At 68.4% G+C, this 23,025-nt stretch carries 22 protein-coding genes; 16 read left to right on the top strand and 6 right to left on the bottom strand.

Translation table 11 applies throughout. The annotated features are described in order from the left end of the window. Window positions 1-157 precede the first annotated feature (157 nt). Complete coding sequence (locus MB1_RS14025) at window positions 158-589, top strand: PPOX class F420-dependent oxidoreductase (RefSeq protein WP_066908284.1); 432 nt, start codon at window positions 158-160, stop codon at window positions 587-589. Between the two features lie 195 nt (window positions 590-784). After that, window positions 785-2,158, top strand: a complete 1,374-nt coding sequence (locus tag MB1_RS14020; protein ID WP_066908281.1) for an HNH endonuclease signature motif containing protein — start codon at window positions 785-787, stop codon at window positions 2,156-2,158. 28 nt (window positions 2,159-2,186) lie between these two features. Here the strand turns inward: MB1_RS14020 and dtd are convergent, their stop codons facing one another. Next, window positions 2,187-2,636, bottom strand: coding sequence for a D-aminoacyl-tRNA deacylase (gene dtd / locus MB1_RS14015; RefSeq protein ID WP_066908538.1), 450 nt, complete (start codon window positions 2,634-2,636; stop codon window positions 2,187-2,189). A 55-nt stretch (window positions 2,637-2,691) separates the two neighbouring features. Here dtd and MB1_RS14010 point away from each other — a divergent pair, with 55 nt between their 5' ends. Continuing rightward, window positions 2,692-3,549 (top strand): LLM class F420-dependent oxidoreductase, encoded by an 858-nt coding sequence (locus MB1_RS14010; protein ID WP_066908278.1) that lies wholly within the window; start codon window positions 2,692-2,694, stop codon window positions 3,547-3,549. Window positions 3,550-3,598: 49 nt separating this feature from the next. On the opposite strand, the gene MB1_RS14005 is transcribed toward MB1_RS14010, so the two are convergent. Beyond that, window positions 3,599-4,339: a GAP family protein gene (locus MB1_RS14005; protein ID WP_066908275.1), complete on the bottom strand. Its 741-nt coding sequence runs from the start codon at window positions 4,337-4,339 to the stop codon at window positions 3,599-3,601. A 72-nt stretch (window positions 4,340-4,411) separates the two neighbouring features. On the opposite strand from MB1_RS14005, the gene MB1_RS14000 reads away from it, so the two are divergent. Further along, a complete protein-coding gene (locus MB1_RS14000; protein ID WP_066908273.1) occupies window positions 4,412-5,131 on the top strand; it encodes a TetR family transcriptional regulator in 720 nt (239 codons plus the stop codon). Window positions 5,132-5,143: 12 nt separating this feature from the next. Here MB1_RS14000 and MB1_RS13995 read toward each other — a convergent pair whose 3' ends face one another. Both MB1_RS13995 and MB1_RS13990 read right to left on the bottom strand, forming a co-directional pair. Continuing rightward, the gene (locus MB1_RS13995) at window positions 5,144-5,581 is read right to left on the bottom strand and encodes a DoxX family protein (RefSeq protein WP_066908270.1); all 438 of its coding nucleotides are present in this window, start codon (window positions 5,579-5,581) and stop codon (window positions 5,144-5,146) included. Continuing rightward, window positions 5,578-6,624 (bottom strand): NAD(P)-dependent alcohol dehydrogenase, encoded by a 1,047-nt coding sequence (locus MB1_RS13990; RefSeq protein WP_066908535.1) that lies wholly within the window; start codon window positions 6,622-6,624, stop codon window positions 5,578-5,580. Before MB1_RS13990 ends, MB1_RS13995 begins: the two co-directional genes overlap by 4 nt. A gap of 94 nt (window positions 6,625-6,718) precedes the next feature. On the opposite strand from MB1_RS13990, the gene MB1_RS13985 reads away from it, so the two are divergent. The 7 genes from MB1_RS13985 (at window position 6,719) to MB1_RS13955 (ending at window position 12,432) form a co-directional block, all read left to right on the top strand. Then, window positions 6,719-7,108, top strand: coding sequence for a phage holin family protein (locus tag MB1_RS13985; protein WP_066908267.1), 390 nt, complete (start codon window positions 6,719-6,721; stop codon window positions 7,106-7,108). 55 nt (window positions 7,109-7,163) lie between these two features. Continuing rightward, the gene (locus MB1_RS13980; protein ID WP_066908264.1) at window positions 7,164-8,129 is read left to right on the top strand and encodes a DUF2332 domain-containing protein; all 966 of its coding nucleotides are present in this window, start codon (window positions 7,164-7,166) and stop codon (window positions 8,127-8,129) included. Window positions 8,130-8,188: 59 nt separating this feature from the next. Then, on the top strand, window positions 8,189-8,812 hold the full coding sequence (locus tag MB1_RS13975; protein WP_066908260.1) for a TetR/AcrR family transcriptional regulator: 624 nt from the start codon (window positions 8,189-8,191) through the stop codon (window positions 8,810-8,812). A 96-nt stretch (window positions 8,813-8,908) separates the two neighbouring features. Then, window positions 8,909-10,114: a lipid-transfer protein gene (locus MB1_RS13970; RefSeq protein ID WP_066908257.1), complete on the top strand. Its 1,206-nt coding sequence runs from the start codon at window positions 8,909-8,911 to the stop codon at window positions 10,112-10,114. A 50-nt stretch (window positions 10,115-10,164) separates the two neighbouring features. Then, on the top strand, window positions 10,165-10,605 hold the full coding sequence (locus tag MB1_RS13965) for a type II toxin-antitoxin system Rv0910 family toxin (RefSeq protein ID WP_066908255.1): 441 nt from the start codon (window positions 10,165-10,167) through the stop codon (window positions 10,603-10,605). A gap of 1 nt (window position 10,606) precedes the next feature. Then, window positions 10,607-11,476 carry a MaoC/PaaZ C-terminal domain-containing protein gene (locus MB1_RS13960; protein WP_066908252.1) on the top strand — a complete coding sequence of 290 codons (870 nt, stop codon included), beginning with the start codon at window positions 10,607-10,609 and terminating at the stop codon, window positions 11,474-11,476. Window positions 11,477-11,562: 86 nt separating this feature from the next. Next, complete coding sequence (locus MB1_RS13955) at window positions 11,563-12,432, top strand: SDR family oxidoreductase (RefSeq protein WP_066908249.1); 870 nt, start codon at window positions 11,563-11,565, stop codon at window positions 12,430-12,432. A gap of 46 nt (window positions 12,433-12,478) precedes the next feature. On the opposite strand, the gene MB1_RS13950 is transcribed toward MB1_RS13955, so the two are convergent. Beyond that, complete coding sequence (locus MB1_RS13950; RefSeq protein ID WP_066908247.1) at window positions 12,479-13,222, bottom strand: HAD family hydrolase; 744 nt, start codon at window positions 13,220-13,222, stop codon at window positions 12,479-12,481. A 180-nt stretch (window positions 13,223-13,402) separates the two neighbouring features. Between MB1_RS13950 and fgd the strand changes: the two genes are divergently transcribed. The 5 genes from fgd (at window position 13,403) to MB1_RS13925 (ending at window position 20,251) form a co-directional block, all read left to right on the top strand. Beyond that, entirely contained in the window at window positions 13,403-14,428 is a 1,026-nt protein-coding gene (gene fgd, locus MB1_RS13945) for a glucose-6-phosphate dehydrogenase (coenzyme-F420) (protein ID WP_066908245.1), read from the top strand. Window positions 14,429-14,496: 68 nt separating this feature from the next. Continuing rightward, window positions 14,497-16,620, top strand: a complete 2,124-nt coding sequence (pta, locus tag MB1_RS13940; protein WP_066908242.1) for a phosphate acetyltransferase — start codon at window positions 14,497-14,499, stop codon at window positions 16,618-16,620. Beyond that, on the top strand, window positions 16,617-17,801 hold the full coding sequence (locus MB1_RS13935) for an acetate kinase (RefSeq protein WP_066908239.1): 1,185 nt from the start codon (window positions 16,617-16,619) through the stop codon (window positions 17,799-17,801). Before pta ends, MB1_RS13935 begins: the two co-directional genes overlap by 4 nt. Before the next feature lie 123 nt (window positions 17,802-17,924). Continuing rightward, window positions 17,925-18,839, top strand: a complete 915-nt coding sequence (locus tag MB1_RS13930) for an LLM class F420-dependent oxidoreductase (RefSeq protein WP_066908236.1) — start codon at window positions 17,925-17,927, stop codon at window positions 18,837-18,839. Continuing rightward, window positions 18,836-20,251 carry an ABC transporter permease gene (locus tag MB1_RS13925; RefSeq protein WP_066908232.1) on the top strand — a complete coding sequence of 472 codons (1,416 nt, stop codon included), beginning with the start codon at window positions 18,836-18,838 and terminating at the stop codon, window positions 20,249-20,251. Before MB1_RS13930 ends, MB1_RS13925 begins: the two co-directional genes overlap by 4 nt. Before the next feature lie 226 nt (window positions 20,252-20,477). Here MB1_RS13925 and MB1_RS13920 read toward each other — a convergent pair whose 3' ends face one another. Further along, window positions 20,478-23,012 (bottom strand): serine/threonine-protein kinase, encoded by a 2,535-nt coding sequence (locus MB1_RS13920; protein WP_084351762.1) that lies wholly within the window; start codon window positions 23,010-23,012, stop codon window positions 20,478-20,480. Window positions 23,013-23,025: the final 13 nt, after the last annotated feature.

Genomic DNA, 23,025 nt, shown 5'->3' with positions numbered 1-23,025 from the left:
TGGATCGACCGTAGTGGCCACGCAACGGTCCGGCGATCGGCTCGGTGAACCCGGGGATAAACGATCCGGCCTGTGGATGAACGGGTTGCGTTTCCGGGTGGAATATGAATGCGCGTAGTGCTGTCGCGACCGGCTTCGGGTGCGGCACGATGAGGACATGACTTTCGATCCGCGAGCCCTGCTCGCCGACAGTTCCTTCGGAATCCTCGCCACCATCAAGGCCAACGGCATGCCGCAGCTGTCTCCGGTGACGCCGTGGTTCGACCGGGAGAACGAAACGATCCTGATTTCGACCCGCGAGGGCCTCGTGAAGACGTCCAACCTGCGTCGTGATCCGCGCGCCGCCCTCGAGGTATCGAGCTCCGACGGCCGCGATTGGGCGACCGCCGAGGGGTCGGTCACCCTGATCGGGCCGTCCGACGATCCGAACGGCCCCGAGGTGGAGGCTCTGGTCGACTACTACCGCGGCGCCGCCGGTGAGCATCCGGACTGGGACGAGTACCGGTCCGTGATGGTCTCCGACCGCCGCGTCCTGATCCGCATCACCGTCGAACACATCTACGGAGCCACCATCCGCCGCCCCTCCTGAGGCCGATCGGCCGCCCGGGTTCGGCTGCAGGCCTTACCGTCGCCCGATCGTGCTGTGGATAGCCGATCGGGCGCGGATGGTCTGTGGATAACCGGGTTGACGGTTGCTGGTGATCGTGCATGTGGACTGTCAATTGCGTTGCTGCAAAGAACTATTCGGAAGAACCTGTCGGTGGTTTCGGCTACCGTTCGGGTCATGTATTCGGGGGAGATCGATCGGGCGTACGCGGCAGCCGAACGGGCTGTCGCGGCGCTCGCCGACCTGCCGATCGACCGGATGACCGCCGATGAACTACTGGAGGGGCGAGCTCGCCATGAACGGCTTGCCCGATCGCTCTCCGGCGCCGACCGTCGGCCGTTGGCCCGTCTCGCCGAACTGGGAACGGTCGATTTCGGCGGTGGACGGCTCGGGCTGATCCTGGCCGACCGCTTGCGCATCACCCCAGTGGAGGCAGGGCGGCGGCTGCACGAGGCCGCCGATCTCGCGCCGCGTCAGCTCGAGACCGGCGAGCTGCTGCCTCCGCAGTTACCGCAGGTCGCCGAGGCCGAACGGCGTGGGGACATCGGGACCGGCCACGTGAAGGTCATTCGGGACTTCCTGCGTGATCTGCCCGCCGCGGTCGCCCTGGAAGATCGAATCTCGGCCGAGAATCGCCTGGCCGACCTGTCGACTCGGATGCGCCCCGACGAGGTGCGGCGCTGCGCCCACCGCATCGCCGCCTACCTGAATCCTGATGATCACTTCACCGAGCGGGATCGAGCCCGCAAGCGCCACTTCACGATGCATCCGCAGGGCGCGGACAAGATGCGCACGGGATCGTTCTGCCTCGAACCGGAGGTGAGTGCCTATCTGGAGGCGATCTTCGCGAAGCTTGCGAGCCCCGGAATGTGCCATCCGGAGGACCCCGAGCCGACCGTGGACGGAGTGCCCGATCCGGATGCTGTGTCGCGGGATACCCGCTCACCCGGGCAGCGGCGGCACGATGCGCTGTCCGCGATCTGTCGTGACGCCGTCGCATCCGAACGGCTCGGGTCGCATCGAGGGCTACCGGTCACGGTGATCGCGACCGTCACGCTGCAGGACCTGCAGGACCACGCCGGGGTGGCCACTACGGGCGGCGGATCGCTGATCCCGATGCGGGATCTGATCCGGATGGCCGGCCGAAATATGCCGTACTTGTGCGTCTTCGACGATCACAGCGCGCGACCGCTCTACTTCGGACGGGCCAAACGCCTCGCCGGTCCCGACCAGCGGCTCGCCCTGCACGCCCTCGACCGCGGCTGCACTCATCCCGGGTGCCCGTCGAGCGCCTACATCTGCGAAACCCACCATCTGCGTGAATGGGCCGATGGGGGAGCGACCGATACCGACAATCTGACTCTGGTCTGTCCCACTCATCACCGCATGATTGGCACCGACAGCCCTCGATGGCGGACGTCGAGGAATCGAGCCGGGCGCACACAGTGGTCACCGCCGCAGCACGTCGACCCGTCCGGCCGACCGCGAACCAACGGCTACCACCACCCGGAGCAGCAGGTGGGCGGATTCAATGGCGCCCAACCGCCGTGAGAGTCGGCGGAAGCGAACGAGCCGGCACTCAGTCGATATCGAGGACCAGTGTGACCGGGCCGTCATTGACCAGTGATACGGCCATGTTCGCGCCGAATCGGCCGGTCGCGACCACGGCGCCACGCGCCCGCAGGGCATCGACCACCGTGTCGACCAGCGGCTCGGCGACCGCGCCGGGAGCGGCGGCGTTCCAGGACGGGCGGCGGCCCTTGTTGGTGGTGGCGTACAGGGTGAACTGGCTGATCACCAGGATGGGCGCGCCCTGGTCGGCGGCCGATTCCTCGCGTTCGGCGCCGTCGAGGATGCGCAGTCGCCAGATCTTGTCGGCGAGCGCGTCGGCCTGGTCGGCCGTATCGGAGTGGGTGACGCCGACCAGAGCGACGAGCCCCTGCACACCGGAATCGAGCGCGAGGGACCCCACCACCTCGCCGTCGACCGTCACCGACGCCGCCGACACCCGCTGCACCACCGCTCGCACATCGATTACCGTGCCGGCCGGGGAATAGGGTCCGCCGACCGGGGTTGTACGAACCATGACGTCACTCGAGCAGACCGACGATATCGCCGCTCACGTCGAACGCTTCGGCACCCACGGAGTGTGGGGCTGGTTCGGACAGTTCCCCGACGATGTCGCTCGTGGAATCGAACAGGCCGGCTACGGCACGATCTGGCTCGGCGGATCCCCGGCGACCCTCGACTCGGTACGCGCGGTCCTCGCGGCCACCGAGGCGATCACCGTGGCCACCGGCATCGTGAACATCTGGAATACCGACCCTGCCGCGATCGCCGACGAATATGCCGCTCTCGAAAACGATTTCCCCGGCCGCTTCTACCTCGGCATCGGCGCCGGGCATCCGGAGGCCACCGCCGAGTATCAGCGCCCCTACGACGCGGTCTCGCACTACCTCGACGTGCTCGACACCAAGGGCGTCCCGGTCCGCCGCCGCCTGCTCGCCGCGCTCGGCCCCAAGATGCTGCGCCTGTCCGCCGACCGGTCCCTCGGCGCGCACCCCTACCTGACCACCCCGGAGCACACCCGCATCGCCCGCGACGTCCTCGGACCCGCGCCGCTGCTCGCCCCGGAACAGAAGGTCGTGCTCGACACCGACCCGGAAGCAGCCCGCGCGGTCGGCCGCCCCAAGGTCGACCAGCCCTACCTGCACCTGAAGAACTACGTCTCCAACCTCAAGCGCCTCGGCTTCACCGACGCGGATATCGCCGACGGCGGTAGCGACGCGCTGATCGACGCCCTTGTCGACCGCGGCACACCGCAGGAGGTGCGCCCCGCCGTGGACCGCCACCTCACCGAGGGCGCCAACCACGTCGCCATCCAGCTGCTCGGCGCCAAGGATCCGGTCCCCGGGCTGACCGCGATCATCAACGCCGCCTGACCGTTCCCCTGCGGCAATACCGGCCGGGCGCACATACACGCCCGGCCGGTCAGCCGACGACCTGACCGAACCAGCCCAACTCCGCCGCCGCGGAACGCGCGATCAGGAACCCGACGATGCCCAACGTCCAGCCGAGCATCTCGCTGCCATTGCGCTCGAACCACTTCGAGATCCGCTGCAGGACCGGGTCGATGAGACCCCGGGCGGTGAACCGCAGGAAGCCGAGGACGATCGCCGGCAGACACATGATCAGCACATAGCCGGCCAGAATGGTCACCCGTTCGGTGGTGGCGATGCCGGCGCTGGTCAACAGGCCGATCGCCGCCAGATACGGCACCATCGATGCCGCCTCGATCAGAGCCGCGGTCACACCGAGCCCCGCCACCGCGACGGCCGGCGCCCGCTCCGCGGTCACGGCGCTGCGCATCCGCTCCACCGGCCCGGGCCGGAAATCCGGATCCGCCTCGCGCCGCCTCCGCCGCGCCGCCGAGCGTTCCTTGGTGAACAGGAAGCTCACCGCGAACAGGCCCACGCCGACCGCCAACTGCACCATCACGAAGGTGCGCTGCTCGGCGAGCCCGGACAGCCACGGCAGCAGCGCCGACCCGCCCGCCAGCAGGGCGAGACCCAACACGAAGTAGAACCCGGCGACGGTCGCCAGATAGATCACCAGCGTGCGCGGTCGCACCAGCGGTGCGAGCAACAGCGCGATCGGAATCGCCAGTGTGCCGGCGCTGGTCGCGTCCACCAGTGCGAGCACTCCCAATTGAGCAGCGAGCGACAGGTCCATCGGGTTTCTCCGTACAGTGTGCGATAAAAGACGAGTCGAGTGTATACCGCACAGTGTGCGAAGATAAAGGGCGTGCCGAAGATCGTTGATCACGACGCCGTGCGGACCGGATTGGCCGACGCGGCGATGCGCCTGCTCGAGCAGGAAGGGCTGCCCGCGATATCGGTCCGCCAGGTGGCCAGGGAAGCGGGGGTGACGCCGGGATATCTGCGGCACTACTACCCGACGCAGGTCGATCTGGAGCGCGCACTGACCATCCGGACGGCGATGGACGCCCGCGACCGCATCGCCGCGATCCTCGAGTGGCCCGGAGACGGGGAGCCCCGGGACGGGAATCCCGAGGGGCGGGATTCCGGGGCGCAGTCGGCCGGGGAAGACGGGGCAGGGGTAGAGGGGCGTGGTCGATACGGGCGCGCGCGGATCCGGGCGTCGCTGGCGGAACTGTTGCCGCTCGACCGGCGTCGGCGGCTCGAGGTGCAGGTGGCCTACCGGTTCATCATCAGCGCCGGGGATCTGCCGGAGTACGGCGAGGACCTCGCGCTGCTGGTGACCGGCATGCGGTCGATGACCCGCTTCGCCGTCACCGATATGGCCGGGCTCGACCACGAATGGAACTATATGCAGCCCTTGGCCGATCCGGATCTGGAGAACCGGGCGGAGCTGCTCGCCGAACTCCTCGACGGGATCAGCCTCTACGGCATGCAAACCCCGTCGGCGACGGCCGACGACCTGCTCGCACGGCTCGACACCGCGCTCGACTGGGTAGCCGACCCGCTCACGCCGAACGCCTGACCGAGACGGGTGCTATCCCCGACGGCGCCACCACCGCCAGGCGTCGGTCGACCACAGCGCCCACAGCACCAACAACGGCTGGAAGGCCAACCGCACGGTCCGAGCCGCATCGCTGTTGAGCCCGAACGCATCCCGCCGCTCGGTCAGCTGCGCGATATTGCCCGGGAAGACCGCGATGAACAGCAGCGCCGCGATCGCGCCGGCAAGCGCCCGCCGCGGCTGTCGCCAGGACGCCAACAGGAACGCGCCCACGCCGATCTCGACGACCCCCGAGGCGAGCACCACCAGGTCCTCGTCGAGCGGCACCCACGTCGGCACCTGATTGCGAAACTCCTCGCGCGCGAACGTCAGATGACCGATGCCCGCGCCGACCAACGTCGCGCCGAGCGTCGCCTGCGCCCCGGCCCGCACCCGGTCGGTCACCGAACCGGCCGCCGCGTCGTCGCTCATCGCAGCGACGCCATGTCGATGACAAAGCGGAAGCGCACATCGCTGGCTACCACACGGTCGAAGGCGGTGTTGATCTCGGACGCGGGGATCAGTTCGATATCGGCGGTGATCCCGTGCTCCCCGGCGAAGTCGAGCATCTGCTGGGTTTCCGGCACCCCGCCGATCATCGACCCGCTCAGCGAGACGCGGCCGTTGACCAAAGACTGCCCGGTGACCGAGAGCGGATGCTCCGGCAGCCCAACCTCGACGAAGGTGCCGTCCTTGGCGACCATGCGCAGATAGTCGTTCAGATCGAGATTGGCCGACACGGTGTTGATCACCAGATCGAAGCGCCGCCGGTTCTTCCGGAAGGTCTCGCGGTCCGATGTCGCGAAGTAGTCGGAGGCGCCCATCGCCAGCCCGGCATCCCGCTTCGACAGGCTCTGGCTCAGCACGGTCACCTCGGCGCCCAGGGCCGCGGCGAACTTCACGCCCAGGTGGCCCAGACCGCCCAAGCCGATGATGGCAACCCGCGTGCCGGGGCCGGCCTCCCAATGCCTGAGCGGCGAGTAGGTGGTGATTCCGGCGCAGAGCAGCGGGGCCGCGGCGGCCGGGTCGAGCGCACCGGGGATGCGGTAGACGAAGTGATCGTCGGTGACGATGCTGGTGGCGTAGCCGCCCTGCGTGAACTCTCCGCTCGCGAGCAGGCCGCCGTAGGTGCCGACCGGTCCACGGGCACAATAGTTTTCCTCGCCGGCCAGACAGGACTCGCAGGCTCGGCAGGATTCGACGATCACGCCGACGCCGACCCGGTCGCCCGGTGCGAAGCGGGTGACGTCACCGCCGACCGCCGTGACCGTGCCGATGATCTCGTGGCCCGGCACCACCGGGTACGTCGCGGCGCCCCATTCGTCGCGCACGGTGTGGATATCGGAATGACAGATCCCGCTGTAGTCGATGTCGATCGCCACATCGGTGGGGCCGGGGTCGCGGCGGCTGATCTCGGTCCGCTCCAGCGGAGCCTTGGCGGCGTGGGCCGCGTAGGAAATCGCAGTCGTGGTCACCCGGTTCATCCTACGAGTGAACCAACTGGGGTCCGCCGCGCGAAACGTTTCCCCATTCCTACCCATCCGGTGCTCGACCCGGGAGACTACGGGCATGTTGGCGTTCCTGTTTCACACCGTCATTACCGGTTTCACCCTCTGGGTGGCCACCCTCATCGTCCCCGGTCTCGATTTTGTCGGCGGCTCCACCCCGACCGAGCAGATCGGCGTCATTCTGGTCGTCGCGCTGATCTTCGGTGTCGTGAACGCGATCATCAAGCCGATCGTGCAGCTGCTCTCGATTCCGCTGTACATCCTGACCCTCGGTCTGATTCACGTGGTGATCAACGCATTCATGCTGGAGATCACCGCGTGGATCACCCGCACCACCACCGGCTGGGGCCTCGCGGTCGACAGCTTCTTCTGGACGGCCATCTTCGGAGCGATCGTCATCTCGATCGTCGGATGGATCCTCGACGTCGTGGTGCGCCCGGCCCGCGTCTGACCATCCCCGCGTCGAGCGTCGCGGCCGGTGTTCACCCCTGCCACATACTGGCGGGGTGGACACCGCCGCGCGTTATCGCACGTTCGCAGCTGTCGAGGCGCGGGGAAAGTGCGACCTGTACGACACCGTCTGCCATCGCATCGCGGACGATCCGGCATTGCTCGCCCTGATCGATCACCTGCCCGAGGAACGTCGACAACCCAACCTGGTGCTCGCGGCGGTCCGCTACCTCGGCGTGTCCACCGCCGATCCCGATGCCTTCGTGGCCGAATTGCACCGACAGTGGCCACGGATCGAGGCGCTCGCCCGGTCCCGCCGCACTCAAACCAACGAACCCGCGCGCACGGCAACGCTGCTGCCGATCCTTGCCGGGCTTCCGCAGCCCCTCGCGTTGATCGAGGTCGGCGCCTCGGCGGGACTGTGCCTGTATCCGGACCGGTACAGCTACCGCTACGAAGACCGGCCACGCATCGACCCGGACGACGGCCCGTCCGAGGTCCTCCTCACCTGCCGGACCACCGGCGACGTTCCGATCCCGAGTGCCGTACCCGCCGTCGCTGTCCGAGCGGGCATCGACCTGAATCCCTTGAATGTCGCCGACGATGACGACGTGCGGTGGCTCGAGTCCCTCGTCTGGCCCGGACAGCCGGAACGCCGGGACCGGTTGCGCGCCGCGCTGAGAATCGCCCGCCGCGCCCCGGCGGTGATACACGCGGGTGACCTCCTCGAGCGGATCGAACGGGTGGTCCGCGGTGCGGTCGAGACCACCGAAACCGTGGTGGTCTTTCACAGTGCCGTGCTGAGCTACCTGCCGGCGGCGGCGAGGTCGGAATTCGTCCGGGTCATCCGCGAACTGCCGTGCCGATGGATCGCCAACGAAGGACCCGGGGTGCTGGGGCTACCGATTCCTCCCGCGGGCGGGTCGGCCGGCGCACGATTCGTCCTGAGCCTCGACGGGGTCCCGCTGGCCCGCACCGATCCGCACGGTGAGTCGATCGATTGGCTGCCCGTCCGTTCCTGATCCATATACATACAGACGGGAATGTATTGACGACCGCCGGTGCGCATTAGGATGCAGGGATGGCCGCAGCCGGAACGGGCAGGCGTACGCAGGAACAGCGGAGCGCGCAGATGCGCACCCGCCTGCTCGACGCGACTATCGACTGCCTGGTCGAGTACGGCTACGCCGGGACGACCACCCCGCGCGTCGCGGAGATGGCCGGCGTCACCCGCGGCGCCCAGGTGCATCACTTCGGCTCCAAGAACGACCTGGTCCTCGCGGCGATCAGGCATCTCGCGGCGCGGCGCATCGAGCAGGGTCTCGACCGCGCGCGGCTGGTCACCGCCGCCGACGATCCGGTCGGAGCGGTCCTCGATCTGCTCTGGGACCTGCATGAAGGCCCGATGTTCATCGCCACCGTCGAACTGTGGGTGGCCGGCCGCACCGATCGCGCCCTGGCGGGGGAGATGGCCGCCGTCGAGTCGACGGTGGTCGGGGCGCTGGTCGCCGCGGTCGGACATGCGGTGCCGCCCGAGGCGCAGCGCTCGATGGTCGACTTCCTCTACACCGCGATGGACGCCCTGCGCGGAATCCTGATCTCCAGTTTCATCGACGCCGATCACGAGCGGGCCCGCCGCCGCTGGGACCGGGCGGTGGCGAACCTGCGCCGCGTCGCGGACGTCGACCTGCGCGCCGACCGCTGACCCCCGAGGTCATTTCGACCAGGCAACCCCTGGTGCACTTACATACAGGCATGTATGTTCGTAACCGGCGATGGAACGCACCGCGAGGAGGCCGCCATGGCGAACAGGGTGTTCGTGATCGGTGTCGGGATGACCAAATTCGAGAAGCCCGGCAGCCGGACCAACGACGACGGCAGCGCCTGGGACTACCCGGATATGGCCCGCGAGTCCGGCACCAAGGCGCTCGCGGACGCCGGCATCGGCTACGAGCAGGTCGAGCAGGGGTACGTCGGCTACGTCTACGGCGGGTCGACCTCCGGCCAGCGTGCCCTCTACGAACTGGGCATGACCGGCATTCCGGTCGTGAACGTCAACAACAACTGCTCGACCGGTTCTGCGGCGTTATACCTTGCCGCACAAGCGATTCGGGGCGGACTGGCGGACTGTACGATCGCCCTGGGCTTCGAGAAGATGCAGCCGGGCTCGCTGCCGTCGCTGTGGGACGACCGCGAGCAGCCGCTCGGCAAGCACATTCTGGCGCTCGCGGAGATCAGCGAGGTGCTCTTCCCGCCCGCGCCGTGGATGTTCGGCGCCGCCGCCCGCGAGCATATGCAGAAGTTCGGGACGACCGCGGAACACTTCGCGAAGATCGGCCTGAAGAACCACCGACACTCGGTCAACAATCCCAACAGCCAGTTTCGGGACGAATACACCCTCGACGACATCCGGGCGTCGCGGATGATCTACGACCCGCTCACCAAGCTGCAATGCTCGCCGACCTCCGACGGGTCCGGCGCCGCGATCCTCGCCTCCGAGGATTTCGTCGACCGGCACGGCCTCGCCGATCGGGCGGTCGAAATCGTCGGCCAGGCGATGACCACCGACTTCGCGTCGACCTTCGACGGCACCTGCAAGGGCATCATCGGCTACGACATGAACGTGCAGGCGTCGCGCCGGGTCTACGACCAGGCCGGGCTCGGCCCGGAGGACTTCCAGGTCATCGAACTTCACGACTGCTTCTCGGCCAACGAACTGCTGCTCTACGAGGCGCTCGGCCTCTGCGCGGAGGGCGACGGCGGTGCCCTGATCGACGCCGACGACACCACCTACGGCGGCCGATGGGTGGTCAACCCCTCCGGCGGGCTGATCTCCAAGGGCCATCCGCTCGGGGCGACCGGCCTGGCCCAATGTGCCGAATTGACCTGGCAATTACGGGGAACCGCCGACGCGCGCCAGGTCGACGGGGTCACCGCGGCCCTGCAGCACAATATCGGCCTCGGCGGAGCCGCCGTGGTCACCGCCTACCAGCGCGCCGACCGCTGATCTCGCGACACCACCCGCCGACCACTCATCGACACCCGAGGGAGACCGCCATGGGTCACATCGAAGCACGCCGCACGCTGTCCGCGAGTCCGGAGGCGCTATGGGGCGTCGTCGCCGATCTGGAGAACTGGGACAAATGGTTCGGCATCCACGAGCGGTGGATGGAGCAGCCCCCGGCGCAGTTGGAGGTCGGCTCGAAGCTGGTCGCCAAGATCGTGATGCTCGGCATGGCCAACAAGATGGAATGGACCGTCGCCGAACTCGATCCGCCGAACCGCCTCGCGCTCAACGGTACGGGAATGGCCAACGTCAAGGTCGCCTTCGTCTTCACGATCACCCCGGTCGCCGAGGGCAGCGAATTGACGGTGGTCGGTGACTTCACCGGCACGCTGGTCAAGGGCGCGCTGGCCAAGGCGATCGAGAAGGACGGCGTCAAACAGCTGGACAGCTCGCTCAACGCGCTCGACGAACTGGCGAACGCGAAGTCCTGAGATGACCCGAACGGCAACACAGTTCGATGACGCCGAGCTGAACACCTGGTCGGACCCGGAGACCTTCACCGTCACCCGGGAGCGGATCGCCGCCTACGCCGAAGCGACCAACGACCCGGTCCCGGCGCACCGCAACGGGGACATCGCACCGCCGGTCTTCGCGATCGTGCCGGCCTTCGACTCGCTGTTGGTCCCGGTGGTCGACGTCGTACCCGCACAGTTCTTCGGCAAGGTCGTCCACGGGGAGCAGGATTTCCACTTCCACCGGCCGATCGTGCCGGGGGATGTGCTGTCCACCCGGGCCCGGGCGATCGGCTACGACACCGTGGCGTCCGGCGCCCGACTGAGCATCCACCTGGAGACCGTCGACCGGGTGGGCGAGCCGGTCAACGACCAGTACCTGATCGCCTTCTTCCGCGGTATCGACGCGGGTGATGCGGTGGGGCAACGAGTTCCGGAACACCGCCTCGACACCGCGCTGCGCGATCAGCCGCCGACGGCGAGCGTGCCGGCCCATATCGATGCCGACCAGACCTACCGCTACGCGCCCGCCTCCGGGGATCCGATGCCGATCCACCTCGACGAACAGGTCGCCCGCGACGCCGGGCTGCCGGGCATCATCGCGCACGGCCTGTGCACGATGGCGTTCACCTCCTGGGCGGTGCTGACCACCGTCGGCGACTCGGATACCCGGCGGCTGCGCCGCTTCGCCGTGCGGTTCGCGGCGATGACGTTCCCGAACGACGACATCACCACCCGCGTCTGGGAGACCGGGGTCGAGGACGACGGCGCCCGCCGATACGCCTTCGACGCGGTGCGCGCCGAAACCCCGGTGATCACCGACGGTCTCGCCGTCATCGCTCCCGCCTGACCGGCCGCACCGGCCGCCCGACCGGCCGCATCATCGGCGCCGCCGCCGACATCACCGGCAGCGCCACTTCGACGAAAGGACCCACGATGGGTGCATTGGACGGACGGGTAGCGGTGATCACCGGCGCCGGTCGCGGGATCGGCCGTGAACACGCGCTGCTGTTCGCCCGGGAGGGCGCGACCGTCGTGGTCAACGACCTCGGCGGCGACAACGCAGGCGAGGGCGCCGACGCCGGCCCCGCCGCCGAGGTGGCCGCGCAAATCGTCGCCGCGGGCGGCCGAGCCATCGCCAATACCGACAATGTCGCGACCTGGTCCGGCGCGGCGTCGCTGGTGGAACAGGCGGTTTCGGAGTTCGGCACCCTCGATGTGGTGGTGAACAATGCGGGAATTCTGCGGGACGCCTTCGTGGCCGGGATGACCGAGGATCAGTGGGATGCCGTGATCGCGGTGCACCTCAAGGGGCACGCGGCGGTACTGCACCACGCGGCGGCGTACTGGAAGTCGCGCAGCAAGTCCGGCGATCAACCCAACGCCGCGGTGATCAACACCGCGTCCGCCTCGGGCACCACCCTGCCCAACGCCGGACAGGGCAATTACGGTGCCGCCAAGGCGGGTATCGCCGCGCTGACCCTCGTCGCCGCGGAGGAACTGGACCGCTACGGCGTCCGGGTCAACGCGATCGCGCCGATCGCCCGCACCCGGCTGACCCTCGCCACCCCCGGCATGGGCGCGCTCTTCGCCGCCGAGGTCGAGGAGGGGGAATTCGACGCGTTCAGCCCGGCGAATATCTCCCCGCTGGTCGCCTACCTGGCGACCGAGAAGTGCCCGATCACCGGCAAGGTCTTTGCCGTCCAGGGCGGCGCGATCTCCGAGTTGGCCGGCTGGCACGACGTCGCGACCATCGAGACCGACGGCGCCTGGGAGATCGAGGCCATCGCGGCCCGGCTGCCCTGAGCGGTGGGCGGGTCGGCCGGGTCGGTCGGGCGGGGGAACCGGGCGGTCAGGCGGGGGAGCTGTCGGTCAGCGCCGTGAGGGTCTCCGGCAGCTCGCGCATCGAGGCCAGCGTGCGCATGCGGGGCAGGTCGCCGTCGGACGGCGGCTCGGCCTGCACCTCGTGTTGCCAGGTCAGGTGGTACGGAATGTGCACGCCCCAGCCGCCGAGCGTCAGGACCGGGGTGATGTCGGAGCGCACCGAGTTGCCGACCATGACGAACTGGCCCGGCTCGACCTCGAGCTCGCGCAGCACCCGGGTATAGGTCTGCGGGTCCTTCTCGCTGACGATCTCGATCCGGGAGAACGTCGACGACAGGCCGGAGGCGCGGACCTTCGACTCCTGGTGGATCAGGTCGCCCTTGGTGATCAGCACAACCGGGAAGCGTCGGGCGACCTCCTCGACCGCCTCGGTCACCCCGTCGAGCAGCTCCACCGGGTGCACGAGCATGTCCTTGCCGATCTGGACGATGCGGTGCACATCGGCGCCGTCGATCCGGCCCTCGGTCAACAGCACCGCCGCCTCGATCATCGAGAGCGTCATGCTCTTGACGCCGTATCCGAAGACCTTCAGATTTGCGGTTTCGATGCCGTACAACTGTTCCCGCGCGGTCGAGTCGGACAGGTCGATATAGCGCCCGACGATGTCCTCGTACCGGTCCTGGGCTTCTTCGAAGAAGTCCTCGCTGCGCCAGAGGGTGTCGTCCGCATCGAATCCGACCACGGCGCTACCTGGCAGGCTGATATCCGACATCGATTCAGTATGCCGCCCGAACCGCCATTCGCGCCGGTCGGGAGCCCGAAGAGCTCGCCCGGCCCGTTCGCGGAAGGCGCACAGGCCGGCGCAGCCTTCCCCGCCATCCGGTCGAGTGATAGACAGGAAACGCAGCCCGGCACGGGTCCGGGCCGGCCTCTCAACGGCAGGAGATCCGACGTGGCACGATCGCTCGAGCTCGGTTACAAGGCGTCCGCGGAGCAGTTCGGCCCCCGTGAGCTTGTGGAACTCGGCGTCCTGGCCGAGGCGGCCGGGATGGACATCGCCACGGTCAGTGACCACTTCCAGCCCTGGCGGCACGAGGGTGGGCACGCCCCCTTCGCCCTGTCCTGGCTGACCGCCGTCGGTGAACGCACCACCCGCATCACCCTCGGCACCTCGGTGCTGACCCCCACCTTCCGCTACAACCCCGCCGTGATCGCGCAGGCCTTCGCGACGATGGGCTGCCTCTACCCGGGCCGCATTTTCCTCGGCGTCGGCACCGGCGAGGCGCTCAACGAGATCGCCACCGGATATCGCGGCGAATGGCCGGACTTCAAGGAACGTTTCGCGCGGCTGCGCGAGACGGTCGCCCTGATGCGGCAGCTGTGGACCGGTGAGCGCACCGACTTCGACGGCGATTATTACCACACCGTCGGCGCATCGATCTACGACGTTCCGGCCGACGGGATTCCGGTCTACGTCGCCGCCGGCGGCCCGGTGGTCGCCCGCTACGCCGGCCGGGTCGGCGACGGGTTCATCTGCACCTCCGGCAAGGGCTGGGACCTCTACACCGAGAAGCTGGTCCCCGCCGTGGTCGAGGGGGCCGAGAAGGCCGAGCGCGACCCCGCGACCATCGACCGCATGATCGAGATCAAGCTGTCCTACGACCCGGACCCGACCGCCGCCCTGGAGAACACCCGCTTCTGGGCGCCGCTGTCGTTGACCGCCGAGCAGAAGCACTCGATCGATGACCCGATCGAGATGGAGAAGGCCGCCGACGCCTTGCCGATCGAGCAGATCGCCAAGCGGTGGATCGTCGCCTCCGATCCGGACGAGGCGGTCGAGAAGATCGCCGAATACGTCAACATCGGATTCAACCAGTTGGTCTTCCACGCACCCGGCCACGATCAGCGCCGATTCCTCGACCTGTTCGCCTCGGACCTCGCGCCGCGACTGCGTCGCCTCGGCCCCACCGTGGCGTGATGCCATCGCCGCGTCGGCAGTGACCGCGACTACTGTCGGGTCCCTGCCGACGCGGTAGGCTCCGAAATATGGCCGACGCGCCCGCACAGGGGAGTAAAACGCCGGGACAACCAACGATCGCCTACGTTGCGTCTCCCGAGGGGTCCACCGGAAAATCGATCATCGCGCTCGGGTTGTTGCAGTTGCTCGCCGCCCGCAGCGCGCGCGTCGGCGTCTTCCGCCCGATCGCACGATCGACCCGCGAACCGGACTATGTCCTCGAGCTGTTGCTCGAACACGCGACCGCGGATATCGACTACCACGAGGCGATCGGCGTCACCTATGAACAGGTACACGCCGATCCCGATGCCGCACTGGCGGAGATCGTCTCGCGCTTCCACGAGGTGATCGACCGGTGCGACTCGATCGTGGTGGTCGGCAGCGACTACACCGACATCCACAACCCCAGCGAACTGGCCTTCAACGGACGGATCGCGGTCAACCTCGGCGCGCGAGTGGTGCTCGCGCTGTCCGGCTACGAGCGCAGCGACGCCGACATCGTTCAGCTCGCCAAGATGTGCGCGGGCCAAATCCAGGAACAGCACGCACATTTGGCGGCGGTGGTGGTCAACCGCAGCGCGCCGGGTCGCCTCGAAGAGATCGACAAGGCGCTGCAGGTCCTCGACGTACCGGCGTGGAGTCTGCCGGACGAGCCGGTCCTGACCGCCCCGACCATGGCGGAGCTGCTCGACGCGGTCGGCGGCGAACTGTACAGCGGCGACCCGGATCTGCTGCAGCGCGAGGCGCTCAGCGTGATGGTCGGCGGCATGACCGCCGAGCACATCCTCGAGCGGCTGCGCGAGGCGATGGTGGTGATCGTCCCCGGCGACCGGTCGGACGTCCTCCTCGCCCTGGTCAATGCGCATGAGGCCGAAGGCTTTCCGTCGCTCGCGGGCATCATCATGAACGGCGGTATCGAGCCGCACGCTGCGATCGGGCGGCTGATCCGCGGCCTACAGCCGCGGCTGCCGATCCTGGCGACGTCGATGGGGACGTTCGATACCGCGCACGCCGCCGCCAGCACCCGCGGCAGGATGCTCGCCGGCTCCCAGCGCAAGGTGCACACCGCGTTGGCGTTGACCGAGCGGTATATCCCCGCCGAGGAATTGCTCAGCCGGCTCGAGGTGCCGGTGACCGAGGTGGTCACCCCGCAGATGTTCGAGTACCAACTGATCCACCAGGCGCGCAGCGACCGCAAGCGGATCGTGCTGCCCGAGGGCAGCGACGATCGCATCCTGCGTGCGGCGGGTCGGGTGCTCCAACGACAGATCGCCGACCTGACGATCCTGGGCGACGAATCCGCGGTCCGCAATCGTGCCGCGGAACTCGGTGTCGACATTCGGGACGCCCGGATCATCTCGCCGAAGGAGAGCGACGATCTCGACTGGTTCGCCGAGGTCTACGTCGAACTGCGCAAGCACAAGGGGATGACCCTCGAGCGGGCCCGCGAGACGATGACCAATATCTCGTACTACGCGACGATGATGGTCCACCTCGGTCTCGCCGACGGAATGGTCTCCGGCGCAGCGCATACCACCGCGCATACGATCCGGCCGTCGTTCGAGATCATCAAGACGGTGCCGGGGGTGTCGACCGTCTCGTCGATCTTCCTGATGTGTCTGGTCGACCGCGTTCTCGCCTACGGCGACTGCGCGGTCGTGCCGGACCCCACCGCCGACCAACTCGCCGATATCGCGCTGTCGTCGGCGGCGACGGCGGCCCGCTTCGGGATCGAGCCACGGGTGGCGATGCTGTCCTACTCCACCGGTGACTCCGGATCGGGTGCCGATGTCGACAAGGTGCGCAAGGCAACGGCTTTGGCGCGCGAACGCGATCCGAAGCTGGCGATCGAGGGGCCGATTCAATACGACGCCGCGATCGAACCGTCGGTGGCCGCCTCCAAGCTGCCCGACTCGGACGTCGCCGGGCGCGCGACCGTCTTCATCTTCCCGGACCTCAACACCGGCAACAACACCTACAAGGCGGTCCAGCGCAGCGCCGGCGCGATCGCGATCGGACCGGTCCTGCAGGGACTGCGCAAGCCGGTCAACGACCTCTCACGCGGCGCCCTGGTGGAGGACATCGTCAATACCGTTGCCATCACGGCGATTCAGGCGCAAACCCCGGCGAACGAGAGCGAGGCGGCGCGATGAGGGTTCTGGTTCTCAACTCCGGGTCGTCCTCGGTCAAGTTCCGGCTGCTCGATCCCGAGGATCCTGCCTATCTGGTCAACGGGATCATCGAGCGCATCGGCGAGAGCGGTTCGCGCATCCGGGTCTTCTTCGACGACGAGGAGATCGAGCACGTCACCGACATCCCCGACCACAAGGCCGGCGTCATCGCGGCCTTCGCCTTGCTGTCGGAATCCGGACACGATCCGCGACACTCGAATATCGTGACCGTCGGCCACCGCGTGGTGATGGGCGGCGACCTGTTCACCAAGCCGGTCGTGGTGACCGACAAGGTCCTCGACGCGATCCGCGAGCTGTCCTACCTGGCGCCGCTGCACAATCCGGCCAATGCGGACGGTATCGCCGCGGTGCGCATCGCCCTCCCGGATATCCCGCAGGTCGCGGTCTTCGATACCGCCTTCTTCGCGGATCTGCCGGAGCCGTCCCGCACCTACGCGATCGATCGTGAGGTCGCCACCCGATACGGGGTGCGCCGCTACGGTTTCCACGGCACCTCGCACGACTATGTCTCGCACCGGGTCGCCGAGTTCCTCGATCGCCCCTACGAGAGCCTGCGGCAGATCGTGCTCCACCTGGGCAACGGCGCCTCCGCCTCGGCGATCGCCGAGGGGCGGGCCGTCGACACGAGCATGGGCATGACCCCGATGCAGGGATTGGTGATGGGCACCCGCAGCGGTGACATCGACCCCGGTGTGATGACCTACCTCTCGCGGGCCGCGGAGATGGACGCGACCGACCTCGACCATCTGCTCAACCGCAAGTCCGGTCTGCGAGGTCTGTGCGGGCACAACGACTTCCGCGAGTTGACCGATCTGGTCGAGGCGGGCGACCCCGACGCGGTCCTCGCCTACGAGGTCTATCTGCACCGGCTGCGGATGTATATCGGCGGCTACCTGATGCTGCTCGGCGGCGCCGATACGATCACCTTCACCGCCGGTGTCGGCGAGAACGCGCCGAAGATGCGCGCCGATGCGTTGTCCGGTCTGGAATGGTTCGGTATCGAGATCGACCCGGAGCGCAATGCGTTGCGCTCCAAGCAACCCCGGATCATCTCGACCGACTCCTCGCGGGTGACGGTCCTGGTGGTGCCGACGGACGAGGAGTTGCTGATCGCCCGCGCGGCGCTCTCGGTCACTCAGTAGGGCCTGCCGGTCGACCGGTGGGGCCTGCCGGTCGATCGATCGGGAGGGGCGTTCGCCTGGGTCGTCCGATTCGGGTGGGCGTTGCCCTCGATCCGGCGGCAGCGAGTGTGCCAAGGTTGACCCATGGATTTCCGTGTCTTTGTCGAGCCGCAGCAGGGCGCTTCCTACGACGACCAGCTCGCGGTCGCCAGGGCGGCCGAACGGCTCGGGTTCGACGCCTTCTTCCGATCCGATCATTTGCTGGCGATGAGCGGGGACGGTCTGCCCGGGCCGACCGACGCCTGGCTGACATTGGCCGCCCTGGGCCGCGAAACCGACCGCATCCGCCTCGGCACCCTGGTCACCTCGGCGACCTTCCGGCAGCCCGGCCTGCTGGCCATCCAGGTCGCGCAGGCCGACCAGATGTCCGGTGGGCGCATCGAGTTCGGTTTGGGCACCGGGTGGTTCGCCGAGGAGCACACCGCCTACGGCATCCCCTTCCCGGAGCGGCGCTTCGGGATCCTCGAAGAGCAGCTCGAGGTGATCACCGGCCTGTGGTCCACCCCGGTCGGCGCGACGTTCTCGTACGCGGGCACGCACTACACACTGACCGACTCCCCGGCGCTGCCCAAACCGGCGCAGGCGCGGATACCGCTGGTGATCGGCGGCGTCGGTCGCACCCGCACCCCGGATCTCGCGGCGCGCTTCGCCACCGAACACAATGTGCCCTTCGCCCCGCTCGCCGACACGATCGCCGCGCATCAGCGCACCCGTGAGGCCTGCGAACGGATCGGCCGGCCCGCCGACGACCTGATCTACTCCGCCGCCCGCGTCGTCTGCGTCGGCAGCGACGAGGCCGAGGTCGACAAACGGGCCGCCGCGATCGGTCGCGAACCCGCCGAACTGCGCACCAACGGCATCGCCGGCACCGTCGCCGAGGCCCGCGAACAGCTCGCGGTGCTGGCCGAGGCCGGGGTGGAGCGGGTATACCTGCAGGTCCTGGACCTCGCCGATCTCGACCACCTGGAGTTGATCGCCGCCGAGGTGGCGGGGCTGTGACGTCGCCGAATGGCGGGGATTCCCCCGCGGACGACTCGGTCGCCTCGTCCGGTGACCCGGCGGGCAGCGTCCCGCCCGAGCATCCGCACGGGCCGACGGTGGCGGGCAGCCTGCAGGATCTGCTGCGCAGCCCGCGGTTCTGGGCGGCCCCGCTTGCCGCCGCCGTCGCGCTGCTGTCGCTGCTCGCGGTGTCCTACTTCGGCGGCGTAGCCAACCCGCAGCGCGAACTGCACGACTTCCCGATCGCGCTGGTCAACAACGACGTCGGTGACCCGGTGACCACCGACGGTGTCACCACGGTGCAGAACATCGGCGATCAGATCGCCGACCAGGTCGCTGCGGGTATCGACCCGAACCAGATCGACCTGCGCCGTGTCGGTATCGACGAGGCCGAGCACCTGATGGACACCGCGCAGATCTACGGGATGATCGTCATCTCCGGCGACTTCACCAAGACCCTGCGCAACTTCGGTGCCGGCGGCATCGTCCCCGGCGACCTGGAGAAGCCGGTCATCACCGTCTACACCAATCCGCGCATGGGGGCGTCGAGCGCCCAATTTGTCACCACGGTCGCGGGTCGCATCGACGAACGACTGCAGGCGAGCATCTCCGAGCAGCTGCTCGAGACCGTCAACGCCGCCCTGCAGCCCGGTCAGCAGCTGACCGGGGCCACGATGATCGCCTTCCAGGAGCCGGTCAACATCGTCTTCGCGGAGCGGTTCACGCTGCCCGAGGGGTCCGGCGCCGGGCTCTCGGCGTTCTACGTCGCGCTGCTGCTTCTGCTGGCCGGGTTCACCGGGTCGATGGTCATCCACACCCTGGTCGACGGGCGGCTCGGTGTCATCCCGATCGAGTACGGCCCGATCCAGATACGCAAGCACGTCGAGCCGGCGTCGCGGGTGGTGACCCTGCTGATCAAGTGGACGATCGTCGCGGTCTACGGGGTGGTGATGTCGGGGCTGTTCGTGCTGATCGCGGACCTGATGGGCATGAACACCCCGAACGCGATCAAGCTGTGGGTCTTCGGTTCGATAGCGATCTTCGCCGTCGGCGTGACCTCGATGTCGATCCTGGCGATCGTCGGCAACGCCGGTCTGCTGGTGAACCTGATCCTGTTCGTCGCGCTCGGGCTGCCCTCGGCGGGCGCGACGATCCCGCTGGAGGCGAGCCCGCCGATCTATACATGGTTCGCCGAGATCATCCCGCTGCGTCAGGTCTTCCTGGGGACCCGGTCGATCCTCTACTTCGATGCCACCTTCGCCTCCGGGCTGGGGAGGGCTCTGGTGATGTCGTTCGGGGCGACCATCATCGCGGTGGTGATCGGGCTGCTGGTCACCTGGTGGTTCGACAAGCGCGGATACGTCCGGACCGGGGACCCGGCGCCGCGAAAGGCCGTCGCGACGGGGGCCTGACCGGGCGAATCAGGCGGCCTTACCTCCCTCGATCTTGACCAGGCGGCGCCTCTTGACGGTGTATCCCTCGGGGAGGGTGCCCTCGGCCAGGGCTCGGATGGGACAGCGCTTACACCGCGGCTTTTTGACGCAGCATTTCTTCTTCAGCTTGCGGGACATAGTTGTTCGAGAATATCCGGTCCACCGAGGGCAGGGGTAGGGAACCCTACGATAACTACGGTAGGGCTCAGAACAACGAGCGCGGACGGACCGTATTGGCCAGGTCGACCAGGGCATAGCGCTGCGAGCGGCGCTGCACCGTGCGGGCCAGCCGGCGCAGGGTGTTCTCCAGTTCGCCGCGCAGGCCCTTGTCGGTGAACGGAGCGCCGAGCAGGAAGGGCACCCGATTCGGGGCCTTCCCGGCCTCCAGCCACTCGAGCGCCTTGCCGAGCACCACCACCCGCAGCTGCGGCGCGCGCGGCTCCTGATGCGGCAGCGCCTCCACCCGCCGGCCCGCCTCCTCGATAGCGGCCTCGTCGATCTCCACGATCGGCCCGGACACCAGGGTCAGGATCGAGGTCATCTGGGCCATCGCGAAGTGCCGCGACGACGGGGGCACCGCATCGAGGGCATCGATCGCGGCGAGCAGTTCGCCGCGCACCCACAACATCCGTGCCAGGCCGAAGGCGGCGCTGATCGCGGTGCGGTCCGTCCGCCAGACCGAGGCGTACATCGTCTCCGCGCGCGAGGCCCAATCCCAGGTGTCGTCGGGGTCGTGCTGTTCGAGGATCAACTCCGACAGGGCGGCGACCGCGATCTTGGGTGCGGTCTCGCCCGGCATCGCCGAGAGCACCGTCTGGAAGTTGCGGTGCGCGTCGATCAGCTCGTCGAGCAGCAGCAACGCCACCCCGCGATACCAGGCGACCCGCCAGTTGTTCTCCGGTGCGCCGACCCCCGGGGTGGCCGGGTGCAGCTTGTCGAGGGCGCGGCGGGCGGAGGCGCCGTCGCCGAGGTCGATATGGGTGCGCGCCTCGAGCAGGATCATCTCGACGCTCGGCACCAGCCCGTCGCGTTCGGAGGCGCGCCGCAACTGTTCGAGGATGCGCGCCGGTTCCGGGATCACCGACAGCGTCGCGACCAGCGCCGACTGCGGATCGCCGGCGTCGGAGGTCGGCAGCGGAAGGGCGGCGGCGACCTCGTCGGTGCGCAGCCCGATCGGGTGGGCGAGACCGTCGGTGTAGAAGTCGGTCGACCGGACCAGTTGCTCGGTACCGAAGGTCATCGGCTGGGGGCCGAACATGATCGACGTCCACGGCAGGTCGATCGACGACTTCTGCGCGAGGATCTGCCGCAGTACGCCGCTCATCTGGGAGGCCATCTCGTCCGCGGAGGCGAAGCGGTGACTCGGATCGGGATCGGTGGCCCGCTCGAGCAGCCGGCGGTAGTCGTCGTAGGCGGTCAGGACCGGGGCGTCGTGTGGCAACCCGTCGACATAGCGGCCGGCGTTGGTCGGCATGTCGAGCGTCAGCACCGCCAGGGTGCGTCCGACGGTGTAGAGATCAGAGGCGACCGAGGGGCCGGTCTCGATGATCTCCGGCGCCTGAAACCCCGGGGTGCCGTAGAGGTAGCCGTAGTCGTCGATCGCGGAGACCGCGCCGAGGTCGATCAGCTTGAGCTGGACGTCGTTGACCATGATGTTCTCGGGTTTGAGGTCGTTGTAGACCAAACCCACCGAGTGCAGATAGGACAGCGCGGGCATGATCTCGAGGACGTAGGCGATCGCCTGCTCGACCGGCATCGCGGTGCTCGCCCGCCGCTTCGGGGGCGTGGTCGCGGGGGCGGTCGGCGCGATGCCGACGGTGGTCGCCGTCGACGGGGTGCCGGAGGCGGCCGCCGCGGACCGGGTCTTGGCCTGCGCCACCTTCACCTGGCGCAGCGAGCGACCGCCGACGTACTCCATCACGATGTACCCGGACAGCTTGCCGTCCCACCGCGGATGCTCGACGAAGTTGTAGATCTTGACGATATTGGGATGGCTGACCTCGGCGAGGAATTGCCGCTCGGCGAGAGCCACCTCGTGGGCCTCCTGGTTCTCCGGGTGCAGCAACCCCTTGAGCACCACCCAGCGGTCGTTGACGTTCTTGTCGATCGCGAGGTAGATCCAGCCGAGCCCGCCGTGCGCGAGGCAGCCCTGCACCTCGTATTGGCCGGCGACCAGGGTGCCGCGGTCGAGGGAGGTGAAGTCGTAGGACGTTCCGCAGTTCGGGCAGCTGCCACGGTCGGCGCCGTTCGGACCGCGGCCCACCGGTTTGCCGCAGGTCAGGCAGTTCCGCTTGCGGTCGGGCACCCGCGGATCGGCCATGACGGCGTCGATCGGGTTGCCGACCTCGATGCGTTGGACCTCGACCAGCCCGCCGCCGAGGCGGTAGCGGCGCGCCGACGTACTGCGCCCGGCCCGCCGCCGCGCGCCCTTGCGGGTGACCGACCGGGTCGGATGGGCGACGTCGTTATCGGGTTCGTCCGGCTCGAGCGGTGGGGTGAAGCGATGCTGCGGTTCGGTGTCCATCGGCGCGGGATGGGCCGCCGTCGGCATCGAGGGGTGCGTCGGGGAATCGAACTCGGGGCGTGCGGCGGCGGTCGCGACCGTCGGGGATCCGGTGGCGTCGAGGTCGTCGGTCGTGGTCATCGGATCGTCGACCGGGTGCCCACCGACGGCGTCGGGCGCGGAGGCAGCCTCATCGGCTGTCGCGTTCTCGAACGATGTCGCGTCGTCGTAGGCCATAGTTTTCGGTCCC

The sequence above is a fragment of the Millisia brevis NBRC 105863 genome (assembly GCF_001552615.1).
GTDB classification, from domain to species: Bacteria; Actinomycetota; Actinomycetes; order Mycobacteriales; family Mycobacteriaceae; genus Millisia; species Millisia brevis.
This window is presented reverse-complemented; position numbering and strand designations above follow the sequence as displayed.

What these genes read in the sequence shown, in the direction of transcription:
- MB1_RS14025 (WP_066908284.1), top strand. Translation starts at nt 158, where the DNA reads ATGACTTTCGATCCGCGAGCCCTGCTCGCCGACAGTTCCTTCGGAATC.
- MB1_RS14020 (WP_066908281.1), top strand. Translation starts at nt 785, where the DNA reads ATGTATTCGGGGGAGATCGATCGGGCGTACGCGGCAGCCGAACGGGCT.
- MB1_RS14010 (WP_066908278.1), top strand. Translation starts at nt 2,692, where the DNA reads ATGACGTCACTCGAGCAGACCGACGATATCGCCGCTCACGTCGAACGC.
- MB1_RS14005 (WP_066908275.1), bottom strand. Translation starts at nt 4,339, where the DNA reads ATGGACCTGTCGCTCGCTGCTCAATTGGGAGTGCTCGCACTGGTGGAC.
- MB1_RS13995 (WP_066908270.1), bottom strand. Translation starts at nt 5,581, where the DNA reads ATGAGCGACGACGCGGCGGCCGGTTCGGTGACCGACCGGGTGCGGGCC.
- MB1_RS13985 (WP_066908267.1), top strand. Translation starts at nt 6,719, where the DNA reads ATGTTGGCGTTCCTGTTTCACACCGTCATTACCGGTTTCACCCTCTGG.
- MB1_RS13975 (WP_066908260.1), top strand. Translation starts at nt 8,189, where the DNA reads ATGGCCGCAGCCGGAACGGGCAGGCGTACGCAGGAACAGCGGAGCGCG.
- MB1_RS13970 (WP_066908257.1), top strand. Translation starts at nt 8,909, where the DNA reads ATGGCGAACAGGGTGTTCGTGATCGGTGTCGGGATGACCAAATTCGAG.
- MB1_RS13965 (WP_066908255.1), top strand. Translation starts at nt 10,165, where the DNA reads ATGGGTCACATCGAAGCACGCCGCACGCTGTCCGCGAGTCCGGAGGCG.
- MB1_RS13960 (WP_066908252.1), top strand. Translation starts at nt 10,607, where the DNA reads ATGACCCGAACGGCAACACAGTTCGATGACGCCGAGCTGAACACCTGG.
- MB1_RS13955 (WP_066908249.1), top strand. Translation starts at nt 11,563, where the DNA reads ATGGGTGCATTGGACGGACGGGTAGCGGTGATCACCGGCGCCGGTCGC.
- MB1_RS13950 (WP_066908247.1), bottom strand. Translation starts at nt 13,222, where the DNA reads ATGTCGGATATCAGCCTGCCAGGTAGCGCCGTGGTCGGATTCGATGCG.
- pta (WP_066908242.1), top strand. Translation starts at nt 14,497, where the DNA reads ATGGCCGACGCGCCCGCACAGGGGAGTAAAACGCCGGGACAACCAACG.
- MB1_RS13935 (WP_066908239.1), top strand. Translation starts at nt 16,617, where the DNA reads ATGAGGGTTCTGGTTCTCAACTCCGGGTCGTCCTCGGTCAAGTTCCGG.
- MB1_RS13930 (WP_066908236.1), top strand. Translation starts at nt 17,925, where the DNA reads ATGGATTTCCGTGTCTTTGTCGAGCCGCAGCAGGGCGCTTCCTACGAC.
- MB1_RS13920 (WP_084351762.1), bottom strand. Translation starts at nt 23,012, where the DNA reads ATGGCCTACGACGACGCGACATCGTTCGAGAACGCGACAGCCGATGAG.